We start from the raw sequence: 14114 nt of genomic DNA, 5'->3' as shown, positions 1-14114 counted from the left end.
GGCCCCGCGCCTTCAGCGGCTGCACTCGCCCTTGAGCGCAGCGGCCGCCAGCATGGGCAGACTGAGCAGGCCCATGCCGCCGCCCTTGAACTCGCCCTTCATGCAATCGCCCTGGGCGGCCTCGCGCATGCCGCTGGCCAGCGGGTCCTCGCGCTGCGCATGGATCTGGGGCCTGACCAGGCCTTGCCGGGCCGCCGACTGCACGGCCTCGCGGCCTGCGGCCGAGTCCAGCAGGCGGCCCATGGCCCTGGCGCTGCGCGCGGTGTCCGGGACGGCCTCGGTGTCGGCGGGGACAGGCGCTTGCGGCGCGGCGGCTGTCGCGGCCTGCTCCGTGGCCTTTGCAGCCCCTGCGCCTTGCCTTGAAGGCGGTGCGACGGCGGCGGTGTCCGGCCGTCGCGTAGGCGGGGACGCGTGCGCGGGCGCCGGTCCGGGCCGGGCAGCCGCTGGAGCAGGAGAGGGGGCCGGCGTCGGCGTCGGCATCGGCATCGGCATCGGCATCGGCGTCTCGACCCAGACCACCTGAAGGCGGTGCGCCTCGGCCTGCCCGGTGCCGGGCCGCGCAATGTCCGAGGCCAGACCCTGCCACAGCAGCACCCCATGAAGCAGCAGCGACAGCAGCAGGCCCGCGATCAGCCGCAGCCGTCCGCTGCTCAAGCCTCGGGCCCTGCCACCCATTCCAGCAGGTCACCGGGCTGGCACTGGAGCGCCTCGCAGATGCGCTCCAGCGTGTCGAAGCGCACGCCGCGCACCTTGCCGCTCTTGAGCAGGGAAATATTCTGTTCGGTGATGCCGACCATCTCGGCCAGTTCGCGCGAACGCATCTTGCGGCGCGCCAGCATCACATCGAGGTGGACGATGATGGGCATGGTTCAGTCGCCATCCCGGAATCGGTTGGCGTCGCGAAGGAAGATCACCAGGGCCAGCAGGATCAGGCCCAGCAGCACCAATGCGGCCTCGTACAGGTGCAGCGAGAGCGGGCGCTGGCCGGGGAGCACCATGAGGTGGATCGTGATGGGAACGCCGCTCATACGAATCCCGCGTTCTCGTCGGCGATGCGCCGGGCCTGCAGCATCACATGGGCGATGGAGACCAGCACCACGCCGAGCAGGACCAGCAGGCCATCGTGCCAGTACAGGCCCAGCGTGACGAAGCGCTGCCCTGGCGGATTGCCCATGCTGGCCGCCACCGACATCAGCGCGCGCGTGAAGGGCAGGGCCAGCGCGCCCGCCAGCACCGTCCAGGCAAAGCGCATCAGGGCGTGCTGCGCCTGCTGGCCGAAGACACGGCCCTGCAGGTATTCGCCGAACAGTGTCCACAACTGGCGCAGCGCATACAGGCCGCAGCCCACGGGCAGCAGGCTGACCAGTGCGGTGCGCCAGCGCGCAGCCATGTCCAGCGGCTGGCCGGGCGGCATGCCCAGCAGGCCTTCCGCCTGGCCCGAAAGATCTTGCGGCGACAGCAGGGCGGCTGCCGGCAGGGCCAGCAGCGCGACGGCACCGAGCGCAATCAGGATGCGCGCCGCCTGGGAGTGGCGCCTCAGGGCGTTGCCCGCGGCGTGGGGCGTATAGTTCATGGCACAGCCTTGTATTGATGAATCGATAAAAAATTATTGTAAAACGATAAAAAATTCATGTCCAAGAAAAACTCTCATGTCAGCGAGACACCGGCCACGCAGCTGCTGCGCGCCCACAAGGTGGAGTTCACCGAGCACCCCTATGAGTACCTGGAACACGGCGGCACCGAGCACAGCGCGGCCAGCCTGGGCCTGGACGAGCACATGGTGGTCAAGACCCTGGTGATGCAGGACCAGGACGCCAGGCCGCTGATCGTGCTCATGCACGGCGACTGCAAGGTCTCCACCAAGAACCTGGCACGGCAGATCGGCGCCAAGAGCGTGGAGCCCTGCAAGCCCGAAGTCGCCAACCGCCACAGCGGCTACCTGGTCGGCGGCACCTCGCCCTTCGGCACGCGCCGCGACATGCCGGTCTATATCGAAGAGAGCATCCTGGCGCTGCCGCGCATCGCCATCAACGGCGGGCGCCGGGGCTTTCTGGTGCAGCTGGACCCGCAGGTCTGCGTGCAGCTGCTGGATGCACGGCCCGTGCACTGCGCGCTGGCAGAATAGATGCCCTGAAGAAATGAACATGACTTGCGCACACCAGGGAAGGCGGCCACCGCCTCCAACGGGTTCGCGCAGGTCCTGATGAAAAACATGTGTCGGCGATCAGGGAGGGCGGGCCATCATGGCCGGCCGGATCGCGCGCCGGCGCTCCACAGACCGGCCAAGGACTTCAATTGAACGCGCTCTACCCCCTTCTCGCCACCGTGGCGGCCTACCTGATCGGCTCGCTGTCGTTCGCCGTCATCGTCAGCCGGGCCATGGGCCTGAACGATCCGCGCACCTATGGCAGCGGCAACCCCGGCGCCACCAATGTGCTGCGCTCCGGCAGCAAGGCGGCCGCAGCCGTGACCCTGTTGCTGGATGCGGCCAAGGGCTGGCTGCCCGTGGCCCTGGTGCAATGGTTCGGCAGCCGCTTCGGCCTGGGCGACGGCACGGTGGCCGTGGTGGCGCTGGCCGCCTTCCTGGGCCACCTGTACCCGGTGTTCTTCCGCTTCAAGGGCGGCAAGGGCGTGGCCACGGCCCTCGGCGTGCTGCTGGGCATCAGCGTCTGGCTGGGCCTGGCGGTGGCGCTGACCTGGCTGATCATTGCCGTGTTCTTCCGCTATTCCTCGCTGGCGGCCCTGGTGGCCTCCGTGTTCGCCCCCGTCTACTACCTCCTGTGCAGTGGCGTGGTCTGGTATGCCGAGACGCCGATTGCCGCCGCCATCGTCGCCATGGCGGCCCTGCTGATCTGGCGCCACCGCGAGAACATCCAGCGCCTGATGGCCGGCAAGGAATCCAGGCTGGGCAGCAAGAAGGCCGACCCGGCAGCCGCCGCGGCCAAGCCCGGCACGGCCAAAGGCAAGCCGCATTGACCGCCGCCACCGCGCTGCGCTCCACGGGCGCAGCTTGCGTGAATGGCGTGGCCCGCCAGCCGCGCTCCAGGCCCTCTCACCACTGACGACCTTCCCACATGGCATCGAGTCCATCGCAGCGCGTCTACCGCGCACCTTGCCCCGGCTGCGGCGCGCCCGTGGAATTTTCCAGCGCCCAGGCCAGCTACGCCGTCTGCGAGTTCTGCCGCAGCACCGTGGTGCGCCAGGGCGATGTGCTGCAGCGCCGCGGCTCCATGGCCGAGGTCTTCGAGGACTACAGCCCCCTGCGCATCGGCGCCACGGGCCAGATGCTGCGCAACGGCAAGCCCGAGCACTTCACCCTGGTCGGGCGGCTGCAGCTCAAGAGCGAGGCGGGCGCCTGGAGCGAATGGGTGGCCGCGTTCAGCGATGGTGCGCTGGGCTTTCTGAGCGAGGACAACGGCCAGTTCGTCTGGTCCTGGCCCTGGGAGGCCGAGGCCCTGCGCAACGGGCCGTTCAAGGCCTCCGACTGGCTGCTGGGCTCGCAGCGCGTGCTGGGCGGCAAGAGCTTCACGGTCAGCAGCGTGCAGAACGCGCGGCTGGTATCGGCCCAGGGCGAGCTGGCGCAGCTTCCCGAGCCCGGCACGCCGTACTGGCTGGTGGAGCTGCGCAGCGAGCAGGGCCAGGTCCTGTCCGTGGACTTCTCGGCCCAGCCGCCTGCGCTGAGCCTGGGCGAACGCGTGGTGCTGGACGACCTCAGGCTGCAGGGCCTGCGCGACGGCGCCTCGCTCAAGGGCGAACAGGGCCGGCACTTCAACTGCCCCAAGTGCGGCGCCGTGGTGCCTGTGCGCTTCACCACCACCAAGAGCCTGAGCTGCCCCAGTTGCGGATCGCTGGTGGACCTGAGTCAGGGAATTGGCAAGGAACTGTCCTATGCCGAACAGAACGAGCCCGTGCGCCCCGCCATCCCCCTGGGCAGCAAGGGTGCATTGGAAGGCCTGCAGTGGCAGGTGGTGGGCTTTCAGCACCGCATGGGCCAGGAGCCTGGCGACGACGAGAGCTTTGGCTGGGAGGAATACCTGCTGTTCAGCCAGAAGGCCGGCTTCGCCTTCCTGGTCGATTCCTCCGATGGCTGGAGCATGGCCCGCGTGACCACGGGCGTGCCCAAGCTCTCCAAGAACCGCAGCACGGCCAAGTACATGGGCCGGCAGTACCAGCTTGAATCGCGCTACACGGCCGAGACCACCTATGCGCTGGGCGAGTTCTACTGGCCCGTGCAGCGCGGCCAGACAACGCGCAATGTGGACTATGTGAGCGCAGGCGCGCAGAACAAGGCCTTTCTGGCCAGCGAGACCGAGAACGGCGAGACCACCTGGTCGCATGGCAGCGCCGTCTCGGCCACCACGCTGGCCACGGCCTTCGGCCTCAAGCAGCTGCGGGACCGCTCGCAGGTCGGCGTGATGTCGGGCAGCCGCTTCGGCCTGTGGACCATCGTCATCGGCGTGGTCATCCTGTGGCTGGTGTTCGTCATGCTGCGCGGCTGCATGTCGCGCCCGAACTGCAACCCGAACACCGATCCCAACTGCAACAGCTACACCCGCAGCAGCGGCGGCTCCTGGGGTGGCTACACCTCGGGCGGCAGCCACAAGTAAACAACGGAGAAACTGATCATGAACTTCGACTGGTTCAACCCCGCCGCCTTCTTCGGCTCGATCCTCTATGCGCTGGTGGGCGTGGTGGTGTTCTGGCTGTGCTTCATCATCATCGACAAGATCACGCCCGTGGATATGTGGGCCGAGATCGTCGAGAAGCACAACAAGGCGCTGGCCATGGTGGTGGCCGCCATGTGCCTGGGCATCAGCATCATCGTCGCTGCCGCCATCCATTGAACGGGGCCGCCTGGCCCCCCGCACTCCCCATCTCCTGCCGACACGCAGCCCGCCTGAAAAGGTGCGGCTGCGCTGCGCATGGCGGCGTTGCTGCGTCGCAACAAATTCCTTGTTGATAGTGAGTTTGCAAATGATATTCGTTTGCATTCTAAATAGAATCGCCCCCTTCATTCGAAGAGAGGGTTTCCATGACAGACCATCAAGCTGCCCGCAGGGCAAGGCTTTCAGTGGGTGTGACCGCTGGCATCATTACCACCGCGCTGGCGGGCGCGGTCCATGCCCAGGAGGCCGCTCCAGCCGTTCCAGCCGATCCGGCCCAGGCACAGACGCAGACGCAGACGCAGCCTCAACAGGCCCACACCCTGCCCACGCTGCAGGTCAACGCTTCCCAGTACGACCCTGACGACGTGCGCCCCGAAGGCGTGACCACGGCGACCAAGACCTATCTGGCGCCCAAGGACATCCCGCAGACCATCGATACGCTGGAGGTCAACAAATACAAGAGCTACGGCATCAACGACCTGGCCACCATGCTGGACGGCGTGCCGGGCGTGAACACCACCTACGACATGCGTGGCGAGGGCGTGTACATCCGCGGCTTCAAGGCCGACGAGAGCGACATCTACCGCGACGGCGTGCGCGAAAGCGGCCAGGTGCGCCGCAGCACGGCCAATGTGGAGCGCATCGAGATCCTCAAGGGACCGGCCTCCGTGCTCTACGGCCGCAGCGCGGGCGGCGGCGTGGTCAACATGGTGAGCAAGCAGGCGCGCTTCGACGCCAAGAGCAGCATCACGCTGCGCGGCGGCTCCTGGGACAACGTGGGCGGCACCATCGACATCAACCGCGTGCTCAACGAGAACGTGGCCGTGCGCCTGACGGCCGACCGCGAGCAGGCCCACAGCTTCCGCGAAGGCATACGCAACCGCAACGAGATGGTCTCGCCCAGCATCCTGGTGGACACCCGCACGGGATGGCGCTGGACCGGCCAGTACACCTATGACAACGTCTGGCGCGTGCCCGATCGCGGCCCGGTCTATGACCAGTTGCCAGCTGGCGTTTCCATCCGCAAGGGCTTCGCGGCGCCGGGCGACTACGTGGAAGATCGCCTGCGCGTGCTGCGCTCCGACCTGTCCTATGACTTCAACAACCGCTGGAACCTGCGCTGGGTGGCCAGCAAGCGCGAGGCCAGCCAGGACTTCGACCACTATTTCGCCGGTACCTACCGCGCCGCCACCGGCAAGATCACGCCCAACTACGCTTGGCAGCAGACCCGCAACACCACGCTGTCCAACACGCTGGACCTGACGGGCAAGTTCAGCACGGGCAGCATCAAGCACGATCTGCTGGTGGGCCTGGAGGCCAGCGAGGAAGAGCGCGCGCCGCGCGTCGGCCAGCCCGGCAGCACCTTCTCCTACGATCCGTTCCAGCCCATCGTCTGGCCCAGCCGTCCGGTGCAGGGCAAGCCGACCCAGGACAACTATCACAAGGGCAAGGGCCAGGCGCTGTACATGCAGGACCTGGTCAGCCTGACCGAGCAGTGGAAGCTGCTGCTGGGCCTGCGCTACGACAGCTATGACTTCCAGAGCACCAACAAGATCGCCAATCTCACGCGCAAGACCGACGGCAACGGCTTCAGCCCGCGCGTGGGCGTGGTGTGGCAGCCGGTGCGTGAGCACAGCTTCTATGCGTCCTGGAACAAGAGCTACTCGCCCTATGGCGGCCGCGGCATCCTGACCGTGGAAACCGCCGTGGGCGCGGTGCCGGACGACGAGCCCCAGTACTCGCGCCAGTCCGAGGTCGGCGTCAAGAGCGACTGGCTGGGCGGTGCGCTGTCCACCCAGGTCTCCGTCTACCAGCTGGAGAAGTACAACATCCGCTACCGCCCCGATCCCGAGAACGATCCCTACACCTGGGCCATCCGGGGCAAGGACCGTTCGCGCGGCATCGAGTTCAGCGCGGCCGGCCGCGTGGCCAGTTCCTGGTATGTGCGAGGCGGCGTGGCCTTCATGGAGGCCAAGGTGGCTGAAGACGCGCAAAACCCCGCCAACGTGGGCCTGTACCTGCGTGACACGGCCAAGCGCAACGGCAACCTGTTCCTGCGCTATGCGCCCAAGGGCCCCTGGTATGGCGAAGTCGGCGTGACCTACACGGGCAGCCGCTTCACCAACGCCGCCAACACGGCTCTCCTGCCCGGCTACACGCGCTGGGATGCGCTGGTGGGCTGGCGCCAGGACGCCTGGACCGTGACCGTGGCGCTGTCCAACCTGTTCGACAAGCAGTACTGGCGCTCCAGCTCCATGCCAGGCGCACCGCGCAGCGTTCTGGTCAGCGCCAACTACCAGTTCTGACGGCGGCGCCCGAGGCGCTGCGCTCCTTCCCGCCTTGCACGGTGTGCGTTGCACGCGGGAAGGGGCGCATCGCGCACAATACCGGCCGTGCAAACCTCAGCCCCTCTTGCCGGCGCGCAGCCGGCGCGTCCCATCGACATCGCCCTGCTGGTCAGCGTCTTCGTGATCGCGGCCTGCGGCCTGCTTTACGAACTGGCTGCGGGTGCGCTGGCTTCCTATCTGCTGGGCGACTCGGTCCTGCAGTTCTCCACCATCATCGGCAGCTACCTGTTCGCCATGGGCATCGGCTCATGGCTTTCGCGCTATTTCGAGGACCATCTGCCCGCGCACTTTCTGCGCATCGAGCTGATGGTGGCCCTGGTCGGCGGCGCGCTGCCGGCCACGCTGTTCATTGCCAATGCCTACGCGCCCGGCGCGTTCCGGTTCCTGCTGTACGGCATGGTGCTGGTGGTGGGCACCCTGGTGGGGCTGGAGATTCCGCTGGTGATGCGCATCCTCAAGCGCAATGTGACGCTCAAGGACCTGGTGTCCCAGGTGCTGACCTTCGACTACCTGGGCGCGCTGGCCGTGTCGCTGGCATTTCCGCTGCTGCTGGTACCCAAGCTGGGCCTGGTGCGCACGGGGCTGCTGTTCGGCTTCATGAATGCGGCGGTGGCGGTCTGGGCACTGCTGCTGTTTCGGCATGAGCTGCGGCGCCCGCGTGCCCATGCCCTGGCCTGCGCGGCCGTGCTGGCCCTGCTGGGCACGGGCATCTGGGGCGCCGACCATCTGACGCGCCTGGCCGACGACCATTTCTACCAGGACCGCATCGTGCTCTCCAGCAGCTCGCCCTACCAGCGCATCGTGGTGACGCAGGGGCGCCAGGGCGCGCGGCTGTACCTCAACGGCAACCTGCAGTTCGCCCAAAGCGACGAGTACCGCTACCACGAGGCCCTGGTCCACCCCGTGATGGCCGCGCATGGCGCACCCAAGCGCGTGGCCGTGCTGGGCGGCGGCGACGGCATGGCCGTGCGCGAGGTGCTCAAGTACCCCTCGGTGGAGTCGGTCACCCTGGTGGAGCTGGACCCGGCCATGACGGACCTGTTCAAGGACAACGCCATGCTGCGCCGGCTCAACGGCGAAGCGCTCAGCGATGCGCGCGTGCACATCCTCAATACCGATGCCTTCCACTGGCTGCAGCAGGGCGGGGAGACCTTCGACGTTGTCATCGTCGATTTCCCTGACCCGACAAATTTCGCCATCGGCAAGCTGTTCACCAACAGCTTCTATGCCTTGCTGGACAAGCGCCTGGCGGCCAGCGGCTACGCCGTGGTGCAGACCACCTCGCCCCTGATTGCACGCAAGAGCTACTGGACCGTGGTGCAGACCATCGAATCCATCGGCCTGCAGGCCACGCCCTACCACGCCCATGTGCCCAGCTTTGGCGAATGGGGCTTCGTCATCGCCAGCCACCGGCCTTGGCGCGAGCCCGATGCCCTGCCTGCGGGCCTGCGCTTTCTGAGCGCGCAGACCATGGCGCTGATGTTCGACTTCCCGCTGGACATGGCGCGCGTTCCGGCCGAAGTCAACCGCCTGTCCAACCAGGTGCTGGTCAACACCTACGAGCGCGAATGGGGCAGGGTGGAGCGTTGAGCACCGGCCTCTTGCCCCTGTGGAGCCGGCGCCAATGGCTGCAGGGCCTGGCGGGCGGTGCAGCCCTGGGCCTGTCCGGCTGCACGCCAACGCCACCGCGGCTTGAAGACCTGCCCGGCGGATTCAGCGGCGTGGCGCTGGAGCGCGGCCATGCCTTGCGCGCGTTCTGGCAGCGCCTGGCCCAGGGCCTGGCGCTGCCGCCGCCGGCCGTGGTGCACCGTGCCAAGGTGGTGATCGCCGGCGGCGGCATGGCAGGCCTGGCCGCCGCGCGCGCACTGGAGCTGGCGGGTGTGCAGGGCGTGGCCCTGCTGGACACGCAGCAGGCCATGGGCGGCAACAGCCAGGGCGGCAGCATTGCGGGCCTGCCCTGTCCGCTGGGTGCCCACTATCTGCCCCTGCCCAGCGACGATGCGGCCGAGGTGCAGGACTGGCTGGAGGCCCTGGGCCTGCGCCAGCGCCGCGCAGGCCGCTGGCAGTACGACGAGCGCCATCTGTGCCACAGCCCGCAGGAGCGCCTGTTCTGGCAGGGCGCCTGGCATGAGGGCCTGCTGCCCGTCGATGGCGTGGCGCCGCGCACGCTTGAGCAGTACGAACTCTTTGCGCGCAGCGTGGCCCAGGAGATGGACAGGGCGGCCTTTGCCATGCCGTCCATCCGTGTCTGGCAGCGCGAGGGCCGGCTGCCCGCCGCCCATGCCGCGCTGGACGGCCAGACCATGCAGGCCTGGCTGACCAGCCAGGGCATCGATGATGCGCAACTGATCTGGTATCTGGAGTACTGCTGCCGCGACGACTTTGGCGCGGGCCTGGCGCGCGTATCGGCCTGGGCAGGCATTCACTATTTCGCCAGCCGCCATGGCTTCTCGGCCCCGCGCCGCCAGGACGAGCGCACGGCCGAAGAGGCCGGCGACGCCGTGCTGACCTGGCCCCAGGGCAATGGCTGGCTGTCGCAGCAGCTGGTGGCAGGGCTGGGCTCCACCGACCTGCAGACGGATTGCAGCGTGCTATCCATCGCCGAAGGTGCCGACGGTGTGGAGATCGACGTCTACCACCATGGCCGCCAGCAGCACGAGCGCTGGCTGGCCGCGCGCTGCGTCGTGGCCCTGCCCAGCTTCATCGCGGCACGCGTGGTGCGCGATGCGCCGGATTTCCTGCGCGCGGTGGCGGGCCGGCTGGACTGGGCGCCCTGGCTGGTGGCCAACATCCATCTGCAGCGGCCGCTGGCCGACCGGCCCGGCGCCGATCCTGCCTGGGACAACGTGCTGTTTGCCGATCCGAATGCGGGCGGTCTGGGCTACGTGGACGCGGGCCACCAGGGCCTGGACCGGCTCACGCCCCGGCCCACGGTGCTCAGTTACTACCAGGCGCTGGGCGACTGGCCTGACGGGCGCGCGCAACTGCTGGGCCAGCCCTTCGGCTTCTGGCGGGACCGCATCGTCGGCAGCCTGCTCGTCCCCCATCCCGACCTGCTGCACAAGGCCACGCGCATGGAGATCACGCGCTACGGCCACGCCATGGCCATTCCCCGGCCTGGCGACCAGCAACTGCTCAGCCAGGTGGCGCTGCAGTCGCGCCACCGGGGCCGCAGCGCGCAGTGCGCCGGCGAGCGCGTGGCCCTGCTGCCCACGCCGGGCACGCGCCGTCTGTGGTTCGCGCATTCCGACTGGGCCGGCTACTCGGTGCTGGAAGAGGCCTTCACGCGCGGCCACCATGCGGGCCTGTGGGCCGCAGCGCGGACCTGAGGCTGTTCGCGGTGGCCACATGCGCGTGGCAGGCGCTTCAGATGTTGCCCGGCATCTGCACCATGCGGTACAGCGACTGGCTGCCGCGTGCGGCCAGCACGCCCAGCTGCGCCAGCGTGCGCGGGTCCAGCTCCAGCGTGATGGCGGCGCGCGCCAGTGCCGAGCGGATGCGGGGGCCGTCCTCGCCTTCATGGATGACGGGCGGGTAGAGGCTGGCGCCATCGGCGCCGATCACGCTGGCCACCAGCGGCGGCTGCGGCGGCTCGCCACGGCGCAGCACCACGGCGATGTCGCCGTTGTCCAGCCGCACGTAGGTGCCGGGCGGGCACAGGCCCACGGCGCGCACCAGCGCAAAGCCCACCTCGTCGGAGTAGCGCTGCTGCTGGGTGAGCGCGCGCAGCGACTCGGCGGCGCTGCGGCCTTCGCGTGACTTGCGCGGGCTGATCAGGGCCGCGTAGCGGTCCACCGTGCCCAGGATGCGCACCAGGCGCTGCACCGGGGGCAGTGTGGCCAAGGGCTGCTGGGGTACGGCTTCATGGTGGCGGGCCACCAGTTCCAGCCACAGCGCGTCGTTGACGAACAGACGCGCCAGCAGGGCCTGGCTTTGCAGCGGATGGCGCTGCACGGCCTGCTGCTGGGCGGGGGTCAGCGGCTCGCGCTGCAGCGCCAGTTCGTCCTGCAGCGCGTTCATGCCGATGTTCATGGTCAGCGCGCCGCGTACCAGGGTGCGGTGCTCGGTCTCGTTCAGGCGCAGCTCGCGCGCCAGCACATGGCACAGGCAGGCGCAGACCAGGGCATGGGAGGCGCTGTAGCCCACGGTGGAGGAGCAGGCGCGCTGGAACATCAGGTACAGCGCGGCATCGCTGTCGTGGGCGATCAACTCCTGCAGCCACAGGTCGATCTGCTGCAGCTTGACCAGGAAGCCCTGCACCTGCAGCGGCGCGGACAGCAGCACGGACAGCGCGGCCTCCAGGTCGGACCACAGGCCCAGCAGGTCTTCGTAGGAATCGTCGGGGCGTCGGCTCATCGGTGGCGGGGTGCGGAAAGCGGGGCGCGTGCAGGCCGCATCAGCGCCGCTCCAGCACCATCTCGCTGCCCTGGCGGGTCATCTGGACGTGGGCCAGAAAGCTGTTTCCCAGCAGCACATAAGGCATGGCAAGAGGGGCGACCACGGCGTCCACGCCAAAGACCTCGACATCGCCCACGCGCACCGAGTCCAGCCGCAGGCTCCAGCCCTGGGCGTCGCCGTTGGCGGTGCGCATCATCACGGGCTGGCCCTTGAGAAAGGGCAGGCCCATGCGTTCGGCGTCGGACCGGCCGATGGCGACCGAGCTGGCGCCCGTGTCCACCATGTAGACCATGGTCTTGCCATTGATCTGGCCGCGTTCGATGAAATGGCCCCGGTTGTCGGCCTTGAGCACCACGCGCCGGCCAAGCGCGGGATCGCCCGCCGCCGCGCCCCGGCCGCCCAGGCTGATGGGCGCCTCGCCCAGGCGCAATGTCTGGCGGCGGCCCTTGATTTCCACCTCGGCCGTGTCGCCCGATACCTGCAGCACGCGCACGTCCTGCAGGCTGTCGCCGGCCGCCAGAGCGCGTGGCGTGCCGCCGTCGATGACCAGCAGGGCCTTGCTGCCCAGCACGCCGCGAAGTGCCACGGACTGCGCTGTCGCCAGCGGCGGAAGCAGGGCGGCCACGCCGGCCAGGCTCAGAAGTACGGCACGCAGGTGGCGCATGGGGCTTGTGGTGCAGGGGCGGAGGCCGGGCGATCAGTCGCGGAAGTTGTTGAAGGACAGGGGATGGTCAGCCAGGTCCTTGCGGATCAGGGCCATGGCCGCCTGCAGGTCGTCGCGCTTGGCGCCCGTGACGCGCACGGCGTCGCCCTGGATGGCGGCCTGCACCTTGAGCTTGCTGTCCTTGATCAGCTTTTGCAGCTTCTTGCCCAGCTCGGCCTCGATGCCGTTCTTGACCTTGATGGTCTGCTTGAGCTTGTCGCCGCCGATCTTCTGGGCCTTCTGGATGTCCAGGAAGCGCACGTCCACGCTGCGCTTGGTCAGCTTGTTGCGCAGGATGTCCTCGACCTGCTGCAGCTGGAAGTCGGCATCGCCGAACAGCGTGATTTCCTTGTCCTTGAGTTCGATGGCGGCCGAAGTGCCCTTGAAGTCGAAGCGCGTGCCGATTTCCTTGGCGGTGTTCTCCACGGCGTTCTTCACTTCGACGAAGTCGGCTTCGCACACGGTGTCAAAAGAAGGCATGGCAAATATTTCCTGTAAATGTTCTGAAAAAGTATCGCAGCGCGGGACCGGGCGATGCGGGCACGGTGCCGGAGGCGTGGGGACGCGGTGCGACAATCCGGCTGATGTTAGTCGAGAAAAATGTTCCGCTGCAGCATTGCAACAGCTTCGGCATCGCCGCCCGTGCCCACACCCTGGTGCGTGTGCGCAGCGATGAGGATGTTCGCCATTTCCTGGCCGATCCGCTGTGGGGCCGCCAGCCCGTGTTCGTGCTGGGCGGCGGCAGCAACGTGGTGATCACGGGCGATGTCGATCCCGTGGTCCTCAAGATGGAGATAGCGGGCATGCGCCTGCTGCGCGAGACCGAGCGCCACTGGATCGTCGAGGCCGGTGCCGGCGAGCGCTGGCACGACCTGGTGGCCTGGACCCTGTCGCAGGGCTATGGCGGCCTGGAGAACATGGCGCTGATTCCCGGCACCGTAGGCGCATCGCCGGTGCAGAACATCGGCGCCTACGGGCTGGAGCTGCAGGACCGGTTCGAGTCGCTGGATGCCATCGACCTGGCCACGGGCGAGTCCTTCACGCTGGATGCCGCGCAATGCGCCTTCGGCTACCGCGACTCGGTGTTCAAGCACGCCCCGGCCGAACCCACGCCCGTGGCGCGGGCGCGCATGAGCGGCGTGCCGCCGCGCGGCATGGGCCTCAAGGGCCGCGCCGTGATCACGCGCGTGCGCCTGGCCCTGCCCAAGGACTGGAAGCCCGGCCTGGGCTACCTGGACCTGCAGCGCCGCCAGGCCGAGGCCGGCGTGGCCGAGCCCACGGCCCGCCAGATCTTCGACTGGGTCTGCGAGATCCGCCGCGCCAAGCTGCCGGACCCGGATCAGATCGGCAACGCCGGCAGCTTCTTCAAGAACCCGACGGTGACGCCCGAGCAGTGCGCCGACATCATTGCGCGCGAGCCCAAGATCGTGCACTACCCCATGGACGACGGCTCCATCAAGCTGGCCGCCGGCTGGCTGATCGATGCCTGCGGCTGGAAGGGCAAATCCATGGGCCGCGCCGGGGTGTATGACAAGCAGGCCCTGGTGCTGGTCAACCGGGGCGACCGGCACAGCGTGGACCGCAGCGTCACCGGCGGCGAAGTCATGACGCTGGCCGGCGCGATACAGACCAGCGTCTACGAGCGATTCGGCATCCGGCTGGAGCCCGAGCCCGTCGTGGTCTGATCGATCGACGGCCTCAAGAAAACAGCGGCCCGCAGACCATGAAGGCCTGCGGGCCGCTTTGCTTGCTTTGTATCAGCGCTTCAGTGCTTCAGCG

The 14114-nt window shown here is 68.3% G+C and carries 15 protein-coding genes; 8 read left to right on the top strand and 7 right to left on the bottom strand.

Annotated elements, in window-relative coordinates:
• Window positions 1-12: 12 nt before the first annotated feature.
• Genes ACUTR7_RS11145 through ACUTR7_RS11130 form a run of 4 tightly spaced genes read right to left on the bottom strand, consistent with a single transcriptional unit; the run spans window position 13 to window position 1573 of the window.
• A complete protein-coding gene (locus ACUTR7_RS11145) occupies window positions 13-654 on the bottom strand; it encodes a hypothetical protein (RefSeq protein ID WP_445608862.1) in 642 nt (213 codons plus the stop codon).
• Window positions 651-866 (bottom strand): helix-turn-helix domain-containing protein, encoded by a 216-nt coding sequence (locus ACUTR7_RS11140; RefSeq protein ID WP_013801570.1) that lies wholly within the window; start codon window positions 864-866, stop codon window positions 651-653. Before ACUTR7_RS11140 ends, ACUTR7_RS11145 begins: the two co-directional genes overlap by 4 nt.
• A 3-nt stretch (window positions 867-869) precedes the next feature.
• Entirely contained in the window at window positions 870-1028 is a 159-nt protein-coding gene (locus ACUTR7_RS11135; protein WP_179217848.1) for a hypothetical protein, read from the bottom strand.
• The gene (locus tag ACUTR7_RS11130; RefSeq protein WP_013801571.1) at window positions 1025-1573 is read right to left on the bottom strand and encodes a DUF2975 domain-containing protein; all 549 of its coding nucleotides are present in this window, start codon (window positions 1571-1573) and stop codon (window positions 1025-1027) included. Before ACUTR7_RS11130 ends, ACUTR7_RS11135 begins: the two co-directional genes overlap by 4 nt.
• A 57-nt stretch (window positions 1574-1630) precedes the next feature.
• Between ACUTR7_RS11130 and ybaK the strand changes: the two genes are divergently transcribed.
• From ybaK to ACUTR7_RS11095, 7 genes are all read left to right on the top strand, one after another.
• Window positions 1631-2125, top strand: a complete 495-nt coding sequence (gene ybaK / locus ACUTR7_RS11125; RefSeq protein ID WP_012206589.1) for a Cys-tRNA(Pro) deacylase — start codon at window positions 1631-1633, stop codon at window positions 2123-2125.
• A 170-nt stretch (window positions 2126-2295) separates the two neighbouring features.
• Window positions 2296-2976 carry a glycerol-3-phosphate 1-O-acyltransferase PlsY gene (gene plsY, locus ACUTR7_RS11120; protein WP_445608861.1) on the top strand — a complete coding sequence of 227 codons (681 nt, stop codon included), beginning with the start codon at window positions 2296-2298 and terminating at the stop codon, window positions 2974-2976.
• A 98-nt stretch (window positions 2977-3074) separates the two neighbouring features.
• Window positions 3075-4607: a DUF4178 domain-containing protein gene (locus tag ACUTR7_RS11115; RefSeq protein WP_088164171.1), complete on the top strand. Its 1533-nt coding sequence runs from the start codon at window positions 3075-3077 to the stop codon at window positions 4605-4607.
• An 18-nt stretch (window positions 4608-4625) separates the two neighbouring features.
• Window positions 4626-4844, top strand: coding sequence for a DUF350 domain-containing protein (locus tag ACUTR7_RS11110; RefSeq protein WP_013801574.1), 219 nt, complete (start codon window positions 4626-4628; stop codon window positions 4842-4844).
• 188 nt (window positions 4845-5032) lie between these two features.
• On the top strand, window positions 5033-7192 hold the full coding sequence (locus ACUTR7_RS11105; RefSeq protein WP_445608860.1) for a TonB-dependent receptor: 2160 nt from the start codon (window positions 5033-5035) through the stop codon (window positions 7190-7192).
• An 87-nt stretch (window positions 7193-7279) separates the two neighbouring features.
• Window positions 7280-8824 carry a polyamine aminopropyltransferase gene (locus ACUTR7_RS11100; RefSeq protein WP_013801576.1) on the top strand — a complete coding sequence of 515 codons (1545 nt, stop codon included), beginning with the start codon at window positions 7280-7282 and terminating at the stop codon, window positions 8822-8824.
• Window positions 8803-10563 (top strand): FAD-dependent oxidoreductase, encoded by a 1761-nt coding sequence (locus ACUTR7_RS11095; RefSeq protein ID WP_445608859.1) that lies wholly within the window; start codon window positions 8803-8805, stop codon window positions 10561-10563. Before ACUTR7_RS11100 ends, ACUTR7_RS11095 begins: the two co-directional genes overlap by 22 nt.
• A 37-nt stretch (window positions 10564-10600) precedes the next feature.
• Here the strand turns inward: ACUTR7_RS11095 and ACUTR7_RS11090 are convergent, their stop codons facing one another.
• The 3 genes from ACUTR7_RS11090 to ACUTR7_RS11080 are packed head-to-tail and all read right to left on the bottom strand — an operon-like array spanning window position 10601 to window position 12815.
• On the bottom strand, window positions 10601-11590 hold the full coding sequence (locus ACUTR7_RS11090) for an HD-GYP domain-containing protein (protein WP_445608858.1): 990 nt from the start codon (window positions 11588-11590) through the stop codon (window positions 10601-10603).
• Between the two features lie 40 nt (window positions 11591-11630).
• A complete protein-coding gene (locus tag ACUTR7_RS11085) occupies window positions 11631-12296 on the bottom strand; it encodes a retropepsin-like aspartic protease family protein (protein WP_445608857.1) in 666 nt (221 codons plus the stop codon).
• A gap of 33 nt (window positions 12297-12329) precedes the next feature.
• On the bottom strand, window positions 12330-12815 hold the full coding sequence (locus tag ACUTR7_RS11080; protein ID WP_012206580.1) for a YajQ family cyclic di-GMP-binding protein: 486 nt from the start codon (window positions 12813-12815) through the stop codon (window positions 12330-12332).
• 104 nt (window positions 12816-12919) lie between these two features.
• Between ACUTR7_RS11080 and murB the strand changes: the two genes are divergently transcribed.
• On the top strand, window positions 12920-14020 hold the full coding sequence (gene murB / locus ACUTR7_RS11075; RefSeq protein WP_445608856.1) for a UDP-N-acetylmuramate dehydrogenase: 1101 nt from the start codon (window positions 12920-12922) through the stop codon (window positions 14018-14020).
• Window positions 14021-14114 lie beyond the last annotated feature (94 nt).

Source organism: Delftia sp. NA_296.1 (assembly GCF_052692095.1).
This window is presented reverse-complemented; position numbering and strand designations above follow the sequence as displayed.

What these genes read in the sequence shown, in the direction of transcription:
- murB (WP_445608856.1), top strand. Translation starts at nt 12,920, where the DNA reads ATGTTAGTCGAGAAAAATGTTCCGCTGCAGCATTGCAACAGCTTCGGC.
- ybaK (WP_012206589.1), top strand. Translation starts at nt 1,631, where the DNA reads ATGTCCAAGAAAAACTCTCATGTCAGCGAGACACCGGCCACGCAGCTG.
- ACUTR7_RS11105 (WP_445608860.1), top strand. Translation starts at nt 5,033, where the DNA reads ATGACAGACCATCAAGCTGCCCGCAGGGCAAGGCTTTCAGTGGGTGTG.
- ACUTR7_RS11140 (WP_013801570.1), bottom strand. Translation starts at nt 866, where the DNA reads ATGCCCATCATCGTCCACCTCGATGTGATGCTGGCGCGCCGCAAGATG.
- ACUTR7_RS11085 (WP_445608857.1), bottom strand. Translation starts at nt 12,296, where the DNA reads ATGCGCCACCTGCGTGCCGTACTTCTGAGCCTGGCCGGCGTGGCCGCC.
- ACUTR7_RS11095 (WP_445608859.1), top strand. Translation starts at nt 8,803, where the DNA reads ATGGGGCAGGGTGGAGCGTTGAGCACCGGCCTCTTGCCCCTGTGGAGC.
- ACUTR7_RS11080 (WP_012206580.1), bottom strand. Translation starts at nt 12,815, where the DNA reads ATGCCTTCTTTTGACACCGTGTGCGAAGCCGACTTCGTCGAAGTGAAG.
- ACUTR7_RS11090 (WP_445608858.1), bottom strand. Translation starts at nt 11,590, where the DNA reads ATGAGCCGACGCCCCGACGATTCCTACGAAGACCTGCTGGGCCTGTGG.
- ACUTR7_RS11135 (WP_179217848.1), bottom strand. Translation starts at nt 1,028, where the DNA reads ATGAGCGGCGTTCCCATCACGATCCACCTCATGGTGCTCCCCGGCCAG.
- ACUTR7_RS11115 (WP_088164171.1), top strand. Translation starts at nt 3,075, where the DNA reads ATGGCATCGAGTCCATCGCAGCGCGTCTACCGCGCACCTTGCCCCGGC.
- ACUTR7_RS11110 (WP_013801574.1), top strand. Translation starts at nt 4,626, where the DNA reads ATGAACTTCGACTGGTTCAACCCCGCCGCCTTCTTCGGCTCGATCCTC.
- ACUTR7_RS11130 (WP_013801571.1), bottom strand. Translation starts at nt 1,573, where the DNA reads ATGAACTATACGCCCCACGCCGCGGGCAACGCCCTGAGGCGCCACTCC.